Annotated in this window: 14 protein-coding genes; 1 reads left to right on the forward strand and 13 read right to left on the reverse strand. The window is 43.4% G+C overall.

Annotation, left to right across the window (positions count from 1 at the left end; all coding sequences use genetic code 11):
• Positions 1-51: 51 nt before the first annotated feature.
• From BXY_RS08730 to BXY_RS08770, 9 genes are all read right to left on the reverse strand, one after another.
• Positions 52-1,089 (reverse strand): efflux RND transporter periplasmic adaptor subunit, encoded by a 1,038-nt coding sequence (locus BXY_RS08730; RefSeq protein ID WP_008645763.1) that lies wholly within the window; start codon positions 1,087-1,089, stop codon positions 52-54.
• 33 nt (positions 1,090-1,122) lie between these two features.
• Complete coding sequence (locus BXY_RS08735; protein WP_004313469.1) at positions 1,123-2,469, reverse strand: TolC family protein; 1,347 nt, start codon at positions 2,467-2,469, stop codon at positions 1,123-1,125.
• A 55-nt stretch (positions 2,470-2,524) separates the two neighbouring features.
• Positions 2,525-3,175, reverse strand: coding sequence for a TetR/AcrR family transcriptional regulator (locus BXY_RS08740; protein ID WP_008023025.1), 651 nt, complete (start codon positions 3,173-3,175; stop codon positions 2,525-2,527).
• A gap of 347 nt (positions 3,176-3,522) precedes the next feature.
• Positions 3,523-5,022, reverse strand: a complete 1,500-nt coding sequence (hutH, locus tag BXY_RS08745) for a histidine ammonia-lyase (protein WP_004313467.1) — start codon at positions 5,020-5,022, stop codon at positions 3,523-3,525.
• Positions 5,019-5,648 carry a cyclodeaminase/cyclohydrolase family protein gene (locus BXY_RS08750; protein WP_009040606.1) on the reverse strand — a complete coding sequence of 210 codons (630 nt, stop codon included), beginning with the start codon at positions 5,646-5,648 and terminating at the stop codon, positions 5,019-5,021. Before BXY_RS08750 ends, hutH begins: the two co-directional genes overlap by 4 nt.
• 42 nt (positions 5,649-5,690) lie before the next feature.
• Positions 5,691-6,944, reverse strand: a complete 1,254-nt coding sequence (gene hutI / locus BXY_RS08755) for an imidazolonepropionase (protein WP_015531717.1) — start codon at positions 6,942-6,944, stop codon at positions 5,691-5,693.
• Positions 6,945-7,082: 138 nt separating this feature from the next.
• Entirely contained in the window at positions 7,083-7,985 is a 903-nt protein-coding gene (ftcD, locus tag BXY_RS08760) for a glutamate formimidoyltransferase (protein ID WP_015531718.1), read from the reverse strand.
• Positions 7,986-8,212: 227 nt separating this feature from the next.
• The gene (locus tag BXY_RS08765) at positions 8,213-10,210 is read right to left on the reverse strand and encodes a urocanate hydratase (protein WP_015531719.1); all 1,998 of its coding nucleotides are present in this window, start codon (positions 10,208-10,210) and stop codon (positions 8,213-8,215) included.
• A 538-nt stretch (positions 10,211-10,748) separates the two neighbouring features.
• Entirely contained in the window at positions 10,749-11,393 is a 645-nt protein-coding gene (locus tag BXY_RS08770; RefSeq protein WP_004313462.1) for a DUF6563 family protein, read from the reverse strand.
• 254 nt (positions 11,394-11,647) lie between these two features.
• On the opposite strand from BXY_RS08770, the gene BXY_RS08775 reads away from it, so the two are divergent.
• The gene (locus tag BXY_RS08775) at positions 11,648-13,462 is read left to right on the forward strand and encodes a MutS family DNA mismatch repair protein (protein WP_015531720.1); all 1,815 of its coding nucleotides are present in this window, start codon (positions 11,648-11,650) and stop codon (positions 13,460-13,462) included.
• Between the two features lie 152 nt (positions 13,463-13,614).
• Here BXY_RS08775 and BXY_RS08780 read toward each other — a convergent pair whose 3' ends face one another.
• From BXY_RS08780 to BXY_RS08795, 4 genes are all read right to left on the reverse strand, one after another.
• Complete coding sequence (locus BXY_RS08780) at positions 13,615-14,157, reverse strand: hypothetical protein (protein ID WP_004313460.1); 543 nt, start codon at positions 14,155-14,157, stop codon at positions 13,615-13,617.
• A gap of 112 nt (positions 14,158-14,269) precedes the next feature.
• The gene (locus tag BXY_RS08785) at positions 14,270-14,665 is read right to left on the reverse strand and encodes a hypothetical protein (protein WP_004313459.1); all 396 of its coding nucleotides are present in this window, start codon (positions 14,663-14,665) and stop codon (positions 14,270-14,272) included.
• A gap of 147 nt (positions 14,666-14,812) precedes the next feature.
• Positions 14,813-15,316: a 50S ribosomal protein L17 gene (gene rplQ / locus BXY_RS08790; protein ID WP_004313458.1), complete on the reverse strand. Its 504-nt coding sequence runs from the start codon at positions 15,314-15,316 to the stop codon at positions 14,813-14,815.
• Between the two features lie 3 nt (positions 15,317-15,319).
• Positions 15,320-16,312, reverse strand: coding sequence for a DNA-directed RNA polymerase subunit alpha (locus BXY_RS08795; RefSeq protein ID WP_004296325.1), 993 nt, complete (start codon positions 16,310-16,312; stop codon positions 15,320-15,322).
• Positions 16,313-16,315 lie beyond the last annotated feature (3 nt).

Genomic DNA, 16,315 nt, shown 5'->3' on the forward strand with positions numbered 1-16,315 from the left:
TGAAATCAGGTTAATTAATAAAAGCATCGGGCGAAAGGTACTGAACACCTCTTATTTGGAAGAAGACTGGGAAGAGGCTTCCACCTCTACTTCCATACCATTCACCAAACGTGACTGTCCGGCAACTACCACCTGTGAGTTATCCGGTACACCGGATTTCAACTCATACTCCGTACCCATGCGTCTACCCAGTTCGACCTTATTATAAGATACTTTACCGTCTTTATAAACGAATACATAACGGTCACCGGAACCTGCCTGCTTAACGATTGCCAAATCGGGAACAACGACGTTTTCTGCTGTACCGAAGTTCAATGTCGCACGGGCAAACATTCCCGGACGCACACGCTGGTCTTTATTATCCAGTCTGATCTCTACCTGGAATGTACGGGTAGTGGCATCTATGGTAGGGTAAATCAGATTGATGGTTCCTGTAAATACTTCATCGCCATATACATCGAGTTTCACGTCGACAGGAGTACCTTTTTTCACTTTCGTGAAGTAGGTTTCGGACACGTTAATCAGGAGTTTCACCGGAGTGATCTGTTCTACTACAAGTACGGGTTCTCCACCGCTGTACATATCGCCATTATCATAGTTGCGTGCAGTGACCACACCGTTGATAGGGCTTTGCAAAGAGGTATTCTCCAGCAGATTCTTATAAGCGGTTTTCTTCACATCGAGTTGCATCTTCGAAGCATCCCACTCTGATTTGGACGCACCGCCCACTTTATATAATTCGTCAATACGGTTGAATTCTATTTCCTGATTATCTAGTTGCAGCTTCGTCTGTTTCAGGTTGGCTGCATCCATCTGCACAAGTTTCTGGCCTTTGGATACGCGGTCGCCTACTTCCACAAAAATCTGGTCGATACGTACGGGAGACGAAGGGGCTATATTATTCTTTACTTCAGCTTCCACCGTCGCTGTGTAATCTTGTATTTGATCTACGGGACGGGCTTTTACGTCTGCCAGCTTCACAATGGGCTTCGCGTCCACATGTTCCGCAGCCGCTTTGTCTTTTCCACCTGTACATGAGCCCATAAACACAGTTAACAGCAGGGCTACCAATTGGATACTTCTTTTCATATTCCTTAATTGTAATTTTTTAGTTGTCTATCTTTATTCTTTTCCCAGAACCTGATCGAGGTCTGCCTTAGCAACCAGGTAATCGTATATGGACTGATTATAGGTGAGTTGTGCCTGTGTCAGCGACACTTGGGAGCTGTTCAGTTCGAGCACCGTCCCCTTACCTACATCATAACGTTTTTCGGCAATCACTACCGCTTTCTTTGCCTGCATCACATTTTCCTTGTTACTGACTACCTGCTCTGTGCTGGCACTCATGTTATTGCGACAACTGACAATCTGCATATTCAATTGTCTTTCCGTATCGATACGGTTCCAATCGAGCTGGCGCATCTGTATACGGGCGGATTTCACTTTCGTAAAGTTACTTGCCTTATATAAAGGTATACTAAGATTGAACATCAGGCTGGAACTGTTACTCCAGTTGTAATTGAAAAAATTGATATTCGGATTATACAGTGATTGATATTGGTAGGAGAAACTCATTGAAAGAGTCGGCATAAAGTTTGTCTTTAAAGACTTTACGTTCTTTTCAAGCAACTTCATGTTCAAGTCCAACTGCTTCATGGTGGTATTGTTGTCCAGATTTACATTTTCTTCTCTCAACTGGTTGGCAAACATGGCCGTCTCATAGTTGGTCAGACTATCGTTAATCTTTATCTCCACATCGGCTGTGATCCCCATCAGGACTTTCAACTGCAACTTAGCCAAAGTCACCGCATTAGCTGCCGAAATCAAGTTCGGTTTAATACTGCGCATCTGCACTTCCGCACTGATCTTGTCATATTCGCTCACAGTTCCCTGCTGATATTTGGCATTCACCACATTGTAGTTATCTTCTGCCAGTTTATAACTGCCTTGAAGCACTTCATAGCTGTCCTGCGCAAGCATCAACTGATAATAAGCCTTGCTCACCTGATTCACGAGATCCAGTTTGGAAGCGCGTGACTTCTCTACTGCCAGTTCAATATCCGTCTTTGTCATCGACATGGCACGATAAACGCCCGGCACAAAGAGTGGCAGATTAATACTCAACCCCGCATTAACGGTGTTCGAACCGTCTTGCCCCATCTTGAACACGTTATCGTTCAATTTCATTTCAGCCGCTTTAATGGTATGGTCTACTGAACCGGCAATACTAGCCTCCGGCAACAGACTTTGCCAGGCTTCTTTACTGGCAACTTTCTTTAATGCAACTTCTTCTTCTGCCACTTTTATTGTCGGATTCTCATCCAATGCAATTTCCAGGGCTTTGTCTAAGGTTAAGGTTAGTATATTCTTCTCCGCCTGTGTGTCCTGCGCCTTTGCAAAACCAAATGCACAGAGTGCCACAGCTACCAGAAGAATCTTCTTACCTGCCAATCTTTTCATCTTGTTCATAAACTGAATTTCTAATTTAATCTTACTTGTTTGTCAATAAAACCTCACTTTTGCTCTAATCTGCGATGCGGTTCTTACGATATTCTTGTATAAAGTCTTCCAGTACCTTTGCTCCTTTTTCGGTGGAGATGCCGCGTATATAAGTAAACATGATGGATTCGTACACTTCAATAAAAGGATATTCATTGCAGATATCCGTATTCAGAAGTACGTCAAACTGCTCTCGTACCAGCAAATTAACGATAGCGAAGTTCACATCCGGACGAAAGATGCCCTGCTCTACTCCCGTCTTGAAGAAGGACATCGTTTTCTGCGAATCGCTGTCCTGCCGGTTCTTCATCATCTCATATACCTTCGGATATTTCTTGATGTCTTCAAAAAAGCGTTTATTCGTCTGATGGAACACCTCAATACTTTTCTGAAAGACTGCAAGTATTACCTCTAACACATTATGCGACTGTTCAAAGATTTTCTGTAAGTACTTATCTCTGTCGGCCTGTGCCTTCAGTATACATTCTTTCAACAACGATTCTTTATCCGAAAAGACTTCATAGAGGGTACGTTTGGATATTCCTAATGCTGCTGCAATGTCGTCCATCGTAATACTCTTGATGCCTTTTGAAGTAAAAGCTTCTGTTGCTGCCGTTATGATCCGTTCTCTTAACTCTACCCGTTGGGAAGCGTCTTTTCCATGCTCTGCCATCATCCGTTTTTCTATTTTATTAAAATGCAGTTTTCGTTTTCTTTTCATTTCCAAAGGAAAAACGGAACAAAGATATATAGAAAACTCAATTAACAAATCAAGTTTCCTTCTATTTATAATGCATTTGGGAATTATTATCATTCAATAGAGTAAAATGAAAACAAGTGTTAATAGGAAATACGGAACAAACATAGGGCAAAGGTAGGAATGAGGGGAATACGAAGTAAAGTTTTATCGCCGGCAGAGGGATTATAATCGACCAATGCCGGATAAATGTCGATAGAATCAACACTTACCCGGCAACAACAGTCACCATTATTAACGAAAAGCGAAAAAGGGTTGGTTTATGGTCAATAGTCAATTTGTGTCCTCTTCAGGAAGGCGACTGTTTTATGTATCTCCTTGTACATCACGATATCATCTTTCACAAAAGGCACTTCTTTCCGATAGGCATGAAGGAAACGTTCAAGAACGGGAGAAGTTTTCAGCGGACGACGGAAGTCAATGCCTTGTGCAGCATTCATCAGTTCGATGGCAAGGATATGTTCCAGGTTGTCCATCACTTTATAAAGTTTGGTAGCGGCGTTGGCGCCCATGCTTACGTGGTCTTCCTGTCCGTTGGAGGAGACGATGGAGTCGCTCGAAGCCGCATAGCAGTACATTTTATTCTGGCTGACCATCGAAGCGGCGGCATATTGCGGAATCATGAAGCCGGAGTTCAGACCGGGGTTGGCAACCAGGAATTCAGGTAGTCCGCGGAGTCCCATAATCAGTTGGGAGACACGGCGTTCGGAGATATTTCCCAATTCGGCCAAAGCGATGGCAAGGAAGTCATAAGAGATGGCAAGCGGTTGCCCGTGGAAGTTTCCGCCGGAGATGATCCGGTCTTCATCGGGGAAGATGGTGGGGTTGTCCGTGACGGAATTGATTTCAGTCAGCAATACGGAGGCAACGTAGCGGATGGCGTCTTTCGTGGCACCGTGTACCTGCGGGATGCAGCGGAAGGAATAGGGATCTTGAACGTGTTCTTTGTGACGTTCGATAAGTTCGCTACCGGCCAGTAGTTTGCGGAAGGCTTCGCCTGTCTCGATTTGTCCCTGATGGGGGCGGATTTGCTGGATGCAGTCCATAAACGGGTCGATACGACCATCAAAGGCTTCGAGGGAAAGGGCGGCTATGAGGTCGGCTTTTTTTGAGAGGCGGAAGGCTTTGAGCATAGCGAATACACCGTTGGCGCTCATAAATTGGGTGCCGTTGAGCAGGGCCAGTCCTTCTTTACTCATTAGTTTGACGGGTTCCCAGCCGAATTCGTCAAGTACGCTGATGGCTTCGCACTTTTTCCCTTTATAGTAGACATCGCCGACACCAATCAGGGGGAGGAAAAGATTGGCGAGCGGAGCAAGGTCGCCGGAGGCTCCAAGGGAGCCACGGTCATAGACGATAGGCATGACGTCATTGTTGAAGAAGTCGAGGATGCGCTGCACGGTGATTACTTGTACGCCGCTATGTCCCAATGAGAGGGCGTGGGCTTTGAGAAGCATCATCAGTTTGATGATGACGGGGCGGATTTCTTCGCCTACGCTGCAAGCATGGCTTTTTATCAGGTTCTCCTGAAGCGTACCGAGTTCGTCGGGAGATATATTTTTGGTACATAAAGAGCCGAAACCGGTTGTTATACCGTACAGCGGTTCTTCGGAAGAAGCTATTTTGTGGTCGAGATAGTCACGACATTTCTGGATGCGCAACTTGGCTTCGGGAGCTAGTTCCAGTTTTAGGTTTTCGTTGATAATTCGTTCGATGATTTCGAAGGTCAATGCTCCGGAACCGATATGATATACATTCTTACTCATACGCGCAAGTCTTGATTTACGGCATCCAACAATTCTTTTTCTCTCCAGCAGGCGGTTTGCTCGATTGTATCGGCTTCGGTTTGCAGTTGGAAGACAAAATCTCTGTCTTTGAGCGAACCGAGGTTGATACGGACGTTCAGCAAGGCTCCCAATACGGCAGAACGGGCGGCCATCATGGCTACACAGGCATCTGTGACGGCATTGCGGTTGCCCAAGCGGGCAACATCTGCTATGACGGACATCATATCCAGGGCTTTGCGGGCTACTTCCAACGGAACGAGGGCGGCTTGTTTGGTTGCTTCCTGAATGGCGGCACTTCGCGCGGCTTTCTCTTCGTCGGTTGTTTTAGGAAGTTTGAAGCAGGCAAAGACTTCGTTGTAGGCAGCGGAATCTTTATCGATAAGTGCAATAAATTCGTCCAGCAGACGGAGGGTGATAGTTTGTGCGTGCTGCATTACTTCTTCACTGGCTTCGTATCCCTTTTTTCCTACGGTGAGCCGTGCTACCATTGTGGAAAGGGCGGAAGCCAGTGCTCCATCCAAAGCGGCAATACTACCTCCACCGGGTACAGGATCGCTGCAAGCTACTTTATCTAAGAAATCTTTTACGGTTAAATCTGCTAACATGGTATTTTGTTTTAAGTGATTAATGAATGAGTTGGTCAACTATTAAGCGACGGGATATAACATGCCACCTTTAATAGTCATGATTACACAGTTCATGCCTATATAATAAGGTAGAATATGATAGTTGTTGGAATTGAGGACGATAAAATCGCCTTGTTTGCCTACTTCGATGCTTCCAATCCGGTTGGCTCGCTGAAGGGCGGCAGCTCCGTTCAGGGTCAGGGCGGTGATGGTTTCTTCGATGCTCATTTTCATATAGATGCAGGCCAGAGCAATGGTCAGCGGGATAGAACCGGAGAAACAACTGCCGGGATTCAGGTCGGTGGCAAGTGCTACCGCACAGCCGGAGTCAATCATTTCACGACCGCGTGCGTAGGGTTCTTTCAGAGCAAAAGCTGTCAAAGGTAACAGGGTGGCTACTACTCCGGCATCGGCCATTGCACGGATGCCGGCATCGGAAGCGTGCAGGAGGTGATCGGCAGACAGTGCTCCCAGTTCGGCTGCCAGTTCAGCTCCACCGAGGGAGACGATTTCGTCAGCGTGGAGTTTCAACAGAAAGCCGTGTTCCTTGGCTGCCTGAAGCAGGCGGCGGGACTGTTCGATAGAGAAAACGCCTTGTTCGCAAAAGACATCACAACATTCTGCCAGTTCGCTGTCACGGACAAGGGGAAGCATTTCACGAATCAGGAAGTCGATGTATTCGTCGCTTCTTCCTGCATATTCTTCGGGAAGGGCATGGGCACCGAGAAAGGTGGAGACTATATCGACACGTTTATGCTCGGTGTTGTTCAGGCTGCGCATTACCTTTAGCTGTAATAGTTCGGTTTCCCGATCCAGTCCGTAGCCGCTTTTACCTTCTACGGTGGTTACGCCCATTGTGCTCATTCTTTTCAGAAAGCCTTCAGCTGCTGAACGAAGTTTCAGGAGGTTCATTTGCCGGGTGGCTTTTACGGTGCTTGCAATTCCGCCTCCCCGCTCCATAATCGACATATAGCTTTCGCCGTTCAGACGCCAGGAGAATTCTTCGGAACGTTCTCCGCCAAACACGAAATGGGTATGGGAATCGACGAAGCCGGGCAAGAGGCAGTGTCCGCGAGCATTATAATGCCAGTAGTGTTGATAGTAACCGTCGCGGTCTTCGCCACGGTTTTCACCAACGTAGGTGATGACTCCTTTGGTGACTTCCACGGTTCCGTTCTCTATGACTTGCAGTTGGGACATTTCTTCGCCTTTACGGGCGGAAAAGCCGATGGGAGTTACAATACGGGCATTGAATATGATTAGGTTTTCACTCATAAATTATCCGAATTATCTTGGTTTATTCTTGTTTCATTCATCCTGCTTCTTGATCCGTTGTTTTTTATCAGGGCAGGTTCCCCTGTAAACATCCGTTCTGATTTGGATTGAATATTCGCTAACATATTTCTTTACCGGCTATTCCATGATACGGGCTTCCAAGACTTGCTGCATGGAAAAGTTTTCGAGTCCGAGATAGTAGGAAGCTGTATCAATCAGGGCTTCCATCGGTACGAGGCCAATGATTTCACTACCGACAATCGTAACACCATAGCGGCGAGCTTCGATACGTACCAGTTCGAAGGCGCGGTAAAGAGCAGTACGGGTATAGTCGGTCATGTTTATGGATACCTGGGTGATGTTTCTCTCCTTTAGCTCCACTCCCATTGCTTTCACATAACGGAGCCCTCCGTTGATATGGCGGATATTCTTTGCTATCTTGGTAGCTATTTCCAGATTGTCCGTACTAAGATTGATATTATAGGCTACAAGCGGCATACGAGCTCCGATGGCGACTGTACCTGCGGTTGGATGACGTTCGGCAGGTCCGAAATCTGGTTGCCATTCGGGTAGTTTGATTTTTTCGGCCATGCCTTCAAATTCTCCTTTACGGACGGAAGCGAGATTCTCCCGATGCGGCGCAGTTGCGGACTTCTCATACAGGAAGACAGGAAGATGATAGATCTCGGCTACTTTTGCGGCTACTTTCTTGGATAGTTCGATGGCTTCTTCCATGCTGGTATTCTTAATCGGGATGAAAGGGATGACATCGACTGCTCCCATACGGGGATGTTGCCCGGTATGCTGATTCAGGTCTATCAAACGGACAGCCACACCGACGGCTTCAACGATTGCTTCGTACAGAGCTTCCGGCTCGCCGACAAGGGTTACAACCAAACGGTTATGGTCTTCATCATTACTGTAATCAAGCAGTTTTACTCCGGCCTTAATACGGAAAGGGGCTACTATCTGATCTATTTTCTCTAAATCACGTCCCTCGCTAAAATTGGGGACGCATTCAATAATTTTATTCCAACTCATATCAAATATCTACTATTATAGAGGTTATATTCAACTGGATAACTATATGTTTTACATTAAACAAGTGCTCTTGCCCAATAGTCCTTATATAATCAAGCACGGTTCACACGAGTTTCATACCGAATCACCGCATGGTTTATACTAAACAGCTATATGTTTAAACAGTCCATATATTATGGGAATTTATTCTCTCATATTAAGAGAATAAATTCCCATAATATGTGATACTATTTTCCCACAATATATGGGACTATCTTCTTTATAAGTTCTTCGTCTGCTACATACGGCATTGTTATCTGATAGTCTCTTGCATGGGAGTCATTAAATGCTTCGCTTGTCTCCATCGCATGCGGATTACGCGCCCATGAGCGACGGGCTACTCCGCCCATCACATCCCAGAGCATTGCCGAACGAAGTATTTCATCTACCCGTTCGCTACCGTCGCATACCATACCGAAGCCGCCATTGACTGCTTTGCCAATACCGACTCCCCCACCATTGTGCAAAGCTACCAGGCTCATTCCGCGGGCACAATTTCCGGCAAAACATTGCACAGCCATATCTGCCATCACATTGCTTCCGTCTTTGATATTCGATGTCTCCCGGAAAGGAGAATCCGTTCCGCTTACATCGTGATGGTCTCGTCCCAGCATGATAGGACCTACTTCGCCCCGGCGGACCATCTCATTGAAACGGAGGGCTATGTTCATTCTCCCAACTGCATCCTGATACAGAATACGTGCCTGTGTACCCACCACGAGCTGATTCTTTTCGGCATCCCGTATCCAGTTGTAATTGTCAAGATCCTGACCGCGCCGATTGACGTCGATACATTCCATAGCTGCGTGGTCTGTTTTTATCAGATCTTCGTGTTTGCCACTCAAGCAAACCCATCTGAACGGACCGTAGCCATAATCAAAGAGTTGGGGTCCCATAATATCTTCAACATAGCTTGGCCAGATAAATCCGTCCTTTTCATCAACACCATTACGGGAAATTTCTTTTACTCCGGCATCGTATATAGCTTTCATGAAGGAGTTTCCATAATCAAAGAAATAAGTTCCGCGGGCTACGAGTTTCTTAATAACTTCGAAATGACGATGCAAGGATATATCTACCAAGTGACGGAATTGTTCCGGAGATTCGTGAAGAAGGCGTGTGCGTTCTTCAAAAGTTAGTCCGACAGGGCAGTAACCGCCTTCGTAAACGGCATGACAGGAGGTTTGATCGGATAATAATTCAATAGGAATTCTTTCGCGTTCGGCATATTCGAGCAGATCTACGACATTGCCGTGATAGGCTATCGAGCAGGGTTCACGACGTTGCATTGCTTGAGATGCCATCCGGTATGCTTCGGCTATATCCGCAGTCACGTGTCCCACCCATCCCTGGCGGTGGCGGGTTTCAATACGCGAACTATCTACTTCGGCTATGATGGAGACTGCTCCTGCTATCTCCGCCGCTTTGGGTTGTGCGCCGCTCATTCCTCCCAAGCCGGAAGATACAAATAAATGTCCCCGCAGATCCTGATCTTGGGGAATCCCCAGTTTCAATCGCCCGGCATTGAGGAGGGTATTGAAAGTGCCATGCACAATTCCTTGAGGACCGATATACATCCAGCCGCCAGCGGTCATTTGCCCGTAATTGGCAACTCCCATCTGGGCAGCAATATGCCAATCATGTTGATTGTCGAATTGCCCGATCATCATCGAATTGGTTATTATAACGCGGGGAGCATCGGGACGGGAGCGGAAAAGCCCTAATGGATGTCCGGACTCAATAACCAGCGTCTGTTCTTGGGTAAGTTCTTCGAGGTATTGTTTTATCAGCCGATATTGCATCCAGTTTTGACAGACTTGTCCGGTTTCACCGTAAGTGACTAGTTCGTAGGGATATAATGCTATATCGAAGCAAAGGTTATTGTCAATCATTACCTGAAAAGCTTTGCCTTCAATGCATTGTCCCCGATATTCATCAATCGGTTTGGCTTTCAAGTCGCCGGCAGGACGGAAACGGTATCCGTAAATCCGCCCGCGAGTGCGTAGCTCTTCCATCAATTCAGGAGCCAATTGTTCGTGCCACTCGGTAGGAATATAACGCAAAGCGTTTTTTAATGCAGTGATTGTCTGCGCCGGGGTAAGTGTATAACCACGGTCGGGAGCTCTCCGGATACCTTCTACAAAATCCGGATAAGGAGGTAGTGTGTTGCCAAGAGTTATTCTCATAATAAACAGAATTAAGGATTACAAACTGTAAGCAATACAGTCTTATAACTCTTCGCAAGATAGAAAAAAAGAAGATAAAAGACAAGAGATTTGACAGATTTATTATCAGAAAGGTATTATTACATTTACAGTTTGATAGAAGAACAAGACACAAGCGATGTCAAAACTCTCTTATGCTTTTATACAGGCACGAATACAAACCGTTTTGTCAAAACAGATAGATAGACCTTTCATTAAAGTAGATAGCAGGGGGCATTACGGTAAATAGCAAAACTATCATTAAAACGAATGGCGGAGCTTCACTAAAGCTAAAAATAGACTTTTCATTAAAATGAATGGAAGGATCGTTGGTAAAAAACCTTTCATTAAAATAAAAGAGAATCTTTAGTAAAGCAAATAGCAGCCCTTTCTAAAATCAACGCTATGAAATCGGTGGAATTTGTATAACTAGCGTAACCCGCATCTCAATAATATCATTATATAGATGATTGTATTATTGATAGGGCTTTTTATACGATACCAACCGCAATTAATGGAATTATTTCTTTTGTTTATTCTGCAACTCTAACAGATATTTAAAAGTATGCTTTGCCTCCTGACTATCATCTTTCAAATATGCTTGTTTCAGTTCCGGATAATTCTTCAATAATTGCAGCATTCTATCTTTCCCCAGAAAGTCGACTTTTCCCGTTTCACCATTCAATTCATAGCAAACACGTTTTGTAACCAGACTTGAAGCGGCAAGAGCATCGCCTATATTTCCTCCTAGTTTTACATCATCTTCTTCCACAAAGTTGCCTCCGATGACTGATCCTAAAGGCATCGCACAAAAATAGATGTTTTTGCCTAACTGAACGGCAGGAGCATACCATGCTCCAAAACGCAATTTCTTATAGCGCAACTTACGACAGTTCAAATATAAATTTCCTTTTTCGTCACGCACAGCAAAACAACGCTTCTTCAAACGCCGGCACATCGACTCGTCATCACCGGCCGTTATCCGGTAATCAGCCCCTCCTGTTAATACAATCTGATTTCTGGAACGTTTTTCTACACGCAACACAGCAGTGGTATCGCCATGTTGAGTCAGCAACTCTTTCAGGTTGGAATAAATAATATTCTGCGCAATTAACGGAAGGCTAATCACGCTTATCAGCAAACATAAGATACATCCTTTCTTCATAAGCATCCTCCTTTCCTGTCTAACGCCTTTTCGAGTGGAAAGTTATAAATTTTAGCGGATAAATGCAAGAATGAGAAAAGAAATATTGAAAATTTCTTCCAGCTAACAATAACATTATCAAGACGAGTTATAATCCAAGCCCACACATCTTCCTACTTCCGTTAATAAACAGTAAATCTACTCTTGACAAAAACAAGCTCCTATCCCGACCGTTATGAATTATATTACCTTTGCGCAAAAGATTTAAATTTGTCATGGAAAAACTAGAACAGATCATTACCACATATCAGCAAATCATTCAGAAAACAGAACTGGAGTTACAGAATGCACGAAAACGTATCTATTATATAAGTCTTCTTCGACTTATCTTATTCGTAGGAGCCGTAGCAAATGCCATTATTTTTTGGTCTGACGGTTGGCTATGCCTCTCTGCATTCGCTGTCCTACCCTTTATCTTATTCATTTGGTTAGTAAAACGCCATAATTTCTGGTTCTACCGGAAAGACTTTCTGAAAAAGAAAATAGAAATCAACGAGCAGGAACTACGTGCCATGCAATATGATTTTTCCGATTTTGACGATGGAAAAGAATTCATTAACCCGTCTCACCTCTACACTCTTGATCTGGATGTATTTGGCGAGCACTCTCTTTTCCAATATATCAACCGCACCGCAACCCCTATCGGCAAGCAACATCTCGCAAATTGGTTCAATGCACATCTGGAAAATAAAGCAGCTATTGACCACCGCCAGGAAGCCATCCGGGAACTCTCCACCGATTTGGAATATCGCCAACAAATCCGCTTACTCGGATTACTCTATAAAGGAAAACCTGCCGATACCACCGAAATCAAAGAATGGGCAACCAGTCCGAGTTATTATCGAAAACGTACGCTCTTGCGTATCCTCCCAATAGCGGTTACCGTCATTAATTTCTTATGTATAAGTCTAGCCATTTCAGGTATTATCTCGGCTAACATCGCAGGAGGAGTATTTGTCTGCTTTGTATTATTCAGTACTATTTTCTCTAAAGGAATCACTAAACTGCAAACAACCTACGGAGAAAAGCTGCAGATTCTTTCGACATACGCTGACCAAATTCTGCTCACTGAACAAAAAGAAATGCACAGTCATATACTACAAGAGTTAAAAGCGGACCTTACAAGTCAAAATCAAACCGCTTCTCAAGCAGTCCGCCAGCTTTCTAAACTGATGAACGCACTCGATCAACGAAGCAATCTGCTCATGAGTACTATACTCAACGGACTGATATTTTGGGAGCTACGACAGGTGATGCGAATCGAGAAGTGGAAAGAGATTCATGCATCCGACCTACCCCGATGGATAGAAACAATCGGAGAAATAGATGCCTATTGTTCCCTGGCAACATTCGCATATAACCATCCGGATTATATTTACCCCACTATCGCTGCTCAATCTTTCCACCTACAAGCTGAAGCCTTGGGGCATCCCCTAATGGATCGCAACCAATGTGTGCGTAACGGAATAGACATTGAAAAACGTCCTTTCTTTATTATAATCACAGGCGCCAATATGGCAGGCAAGAGTACTTATTTACGTACTGTAGGAGTAAACTATCTACTGGCATGTATAGGAGCTCCCGTTTGGGCAAAGCAAATGAAAATATATCCGGCCCGTCTCGTTACCAGCCTTCGAACCAGTGATTCCCTAGCTGACAACGAATCTTATTTCTTTGCAGAACTCAAGCGACTTAAATTAATCATAGACAAACTTGAAGCCGGGGAAGAGCTTTTCATCATCCTTGATGAAATACTGAAAGGCACCAACTCCATGGACAAACAGAAAGGCTCTTTCGCCCTTATCAAACAATTCATGCACATGAACGCCAACGGTATCATCGCCACCCATGACTTGTTATTAGGGACTTTAATAGAGTCCTTCCCACAAAATATCCGAAATTACTGTTTCGAAGCCGACATTACCAACAATGAACTCACCTTCTCATATCAAATGAGAAACGGAGTTGCTCAAAACATGAACGCCTGCTTCTTAATGAAAAAAATGGGGATCGCCGTCATTAACGACTAATCCCCATCTTCGTATGAAAATCAAAGTTATCTTTTACAGTAACATCTAAAACCTGTTTTATTTAGTAGCAGCAAACTCAATATAAAGTTTCAAACTGCATAGTTTTAATGTGTCGGAAAAAACAAAGTCAAACAGGTGTTATAGATATATACTTATTGTATTTTACTTTTCGACAAAAAAGCGACTATCGCAGAAGCTTTTTCATTAGTGAAATACTGCACCGATGTTATTGGCTGATACGTGTAAGGTACAAATTGGAATAACTGTACAGCTGCAAACTTTTTATCAGCAGAAAGTATCACATCCATACGTATATTACCACTAGCCTCGCTTTTTATTTTCGAATCAGCGGAGAATGAACCCGAATTTACAAGATTTTTCAAAGCATCCATATGCTTCAAATCAAAGAATACACTATGCTCTTTAGCCACACTTTTTGTTGGTAAATAAACAACCTCCTTTGATTTCCAGAAAAGACGGAAAATTCCGATAAGGAATAAACCTGTCCCCAAAACCATCAAAGCCATACTGGTTGTAGAAGACTTGTCATCCAATTCGAATGTTGAAGCAAAAGCTAAAATACCAATCAATAACATAACAGAAGAGATTAAAACTCCTGAAACACTTATGCGTTTAGCGATATCGGGGTGTGTAGATGCGAATATAGTAGCATCAATCGTTTGAGTAGTTGCCATAATATTTAAAGTTTAATTTATTAGTAAAAATATAAAGATAAAAAGAAGTAGTATCACCAGTATACAGAAGATACCAGTAACCACAAAATAAACAATACCAATAAATATACTGCTAAATAATTATACGCCTCAAGGTGTATACATAGTATTCACTCGATGGCTGGCAATAATAGGAAGTTGTTGTATCATAAATCCGCCCCCAGTGTTGTGATAGTGAGCTCTCACGATCAGCACAACCTTGTAGCGCATTCTTTAAAGAAAAGAAATATTCTCCAAGCTGTACACGTTGAATACGTGTCACAGATATTTGATGGCTCTGCAAATTGGTCAATTCAGCCACAGGCTTACCCGGAAGATCGGGTGCACAGATTTCCCCACGCTGCCCCATAGCATATGTAATATCACACCCCTGCTTATCCACCATTCTTTCGGTAGAGACATTGCCTGCTATGCTATGAAAAGCAACTGTCAGCAACAGAAACAATATTACCTTTACAAATTTTGCCATATTCACCTGCAAATATAACAGATTCTCTCTATGAAAAGTTTAATTAGGATATATTTTAATGTATCTTAGTATTAATAAACGGCAGACAAACAAAAAAGGCTACCTTCGAAGGTAGCCTTTTTTATATCTATAAGAATAACTGTAAAATTATTCAGCCGATTCAGCTTTTGGTTCTTCAGCCTTAGGAGCTTCAGTTGCAGGAGCTTCAACAGCAGCAGGAGCAGCTTCAGCAGCTTTTTTCGAACGACGAGTACGAGTAGCTTTCTTAGCAACTTTTTCCTTAGCCATGTTTTCATTGTAGTCAACCAACTCAATAAAGCACATTTCTGCGTTGTCACCCAAACGGTTACCAGTCTTGATAATACGAGTATAACCACCCGGACGATCAGCAATCTTAACAGAGATTTCTTTGAACAACTCTGTTACTGCAATCTTATCTTGCAAGTTGCTAAATACAACACGACGAGAGTTCGTAGTATCTTCTTTAGACTTAGTAATCAAAGGCTCAACAAACTTTTTCAAAGCTTTCGCCTTTGCAACAGTCGTAGTGATTCTTTTGTGCTTGATCAAAGAGCAAGCCATGTTAGATAACATAGCGCTTCTATGAGAAGCAGTACGACCTAAATGATTGAATTTTTTATTATGTCTCATTTTTTATTCTTTATCTAATTTATATTTAGAAATGTCGGTTCCAAACGACAGATTCAGACTTTCCAGCAAATCATCAAGCTCGGTAAGCGATTTCTTTCCGAAGTTTCTGAATTTCAGTAGGTCAGTTTTGTTGAATTGTACCAAGTCGCCGAGAGTTTCTACGTCAGCAGCCTTCAAGCAATTGAGGGCACGAACTGACAAGTCCATATCAACGAGTTTAGTTTTCAACAGCTGACGCATGTGCAATACTTCTTCATCAAACTCTTCATTGCCGTCAGTATCATTACTTTCAAGCGTGATCTTCTCGTCAGAGAACAACATGAAGTGATAAATCAGAATTTTTGCAGCTTCTTTCAGCGCTTCTTTCGGGTGTATAGAACCGTCGGTACTAATTTCAAGCACTAGCTTTTCGTAGTCAGTCTTCTGTTCTACACGGAAGTTTTCTACAGCATACTTGACATTACGTATCGGTGTATAAATAGAGTCGATTGGAATTACATTAACATCCGTGCAATACTCGCGATTTTCATCAGCAGGTACATAACCACGACCTTTGTTAATGGTAATATCAATCTGCATAGTTGACTTAGAATCTAAATGACAAATAACTAATTCCGGATTTAACACTTCAAATCCAGTCAAATACTTACCTATGTCACCTGCTTTAAATTCACTGGAATTCTCGACAGTGATGCTCACTTTTTCGCTCTCGAACTCTTCAACTACTTGCTTGAATCTCACTTGTTTCAGATTCAAGATAATGTTGGTAACATCCTCTTTTACTCCAGGTACACTAGAAAATTCATGCTCCACACCATCGATTCTGATAGTAGTGATAGCAAAACCCTCTAATGAAGAAAGAAGGATACGGCGTAATGCATTACCTACAGTAATACCAAAACCCGGTTCCAACGGACGGAATTCGAATTTACCGAATCTGGAGTCCGCCTCCAACATTAATACTTTATCAGGTTTTTGAAATGCTAATATCGCCATGAA

Source organism: Bacteroides xylanisolvens XB1A (assembly GCF_000210075.1).
Taxonomy (GTDB): Bacteria; Bacteroidota; Bacteroidia; order Bacteroidales; family Bacteroidaceae; genus Bacteroides; species Bacteroides xylanisolvens.

Coding starts and splice junctions, on each gene's coding strand:
- BXY_RS08740 (WP_008023025.1), bottom strand. CDS start 3,175: ATGATGGCAGAGCATGGAAAAGACGCTTCCCAACGGGTAGAGTTAAGA.
- hutI (WP_015531717.1), bottom strand. CDS start 6,944: ATGAGTGAAAACCTAATCATATTCAATGCCCGTATTGTAACTCCCATC.
- BXY_RS08770 (WP_004313462.1), bottom strand. CDS start 11,393: ATGAAGAAAGGATGTATCTTATGTTTGCTGATAAGCGTGATTAGCCTT.
- BXY_RS08785 (WP_004313459.1), bottom strand. CDS start 14,665: ATGGCAAAATTTGTAAAGGTAATATTGTTTCTGTTGCTGACAGTTGCT.
- BXY_RS08775 (WP_015531720.1), top strand. CDS start 11,648: ATGGAAAAACTAGAACAGATCATTACCACATATCAGCAAATCATTCAG.
- BXY_RS08765 (WP_015531719.1), bottom strand. CDS start 10,210: ATGAGAATAACTCTTGGCAACACACTACCTCCTTATCCGGATTTTGTA.
- BXY_RS08730 (WP_008645763.1), bottom strand. CDS start 1,089: ATGAAAAGAAGTATCCAATTGGTAGCCCTGCTGTTAACTGTGTTTATG.
- rplQ (WP_004313458.1), bottom strand. CDS start 15,316: ATGAGACATAATAAAAAATTCAATCATTTAGGTCGTACTGCTTCTCAT.
- hutH (WP_004313467.1), bottom strand. CDS start 5,022: ATGAGTAAGAATGTATATCATATCGGTTCCGGAGCATTGACCTTCGAA.
- BXY_RS08735 (WP_004313469.1), bottom strand. CDS start 2,469: ATGAACAAGATGAAAAGATTGGCAGGTAAGAAGATTCTTCTGGTAGCT.
- ftcD (WP_015531718.1), bottom strand. CDS start 7,985: ATGAGTTGGAATAAAATTATTGAATGCGTCCCCAATTTTAGCGAGGGA.
- BXY_RS08780 (WP_004313460.1), bottom strand. CDS start 14,157: ATGGCAACTACTCAAACGATTGATGCTACTATATTCGCATCTACACAC.
- BXY_RS08795 (WP_004296325.1), bottom strand. CDS start 16,312: ATGGCGATATTAGCATTTCAAAAACCTGATAAAGTATTAATGTTGGAG.
- BXY_RS08750 (WP_009040606.1), bottom strand. CDS start 5,648: ATGTTAGCAGATTTAACCGTAAAAGATTTCTTAGATAAAGTAGCTTGC.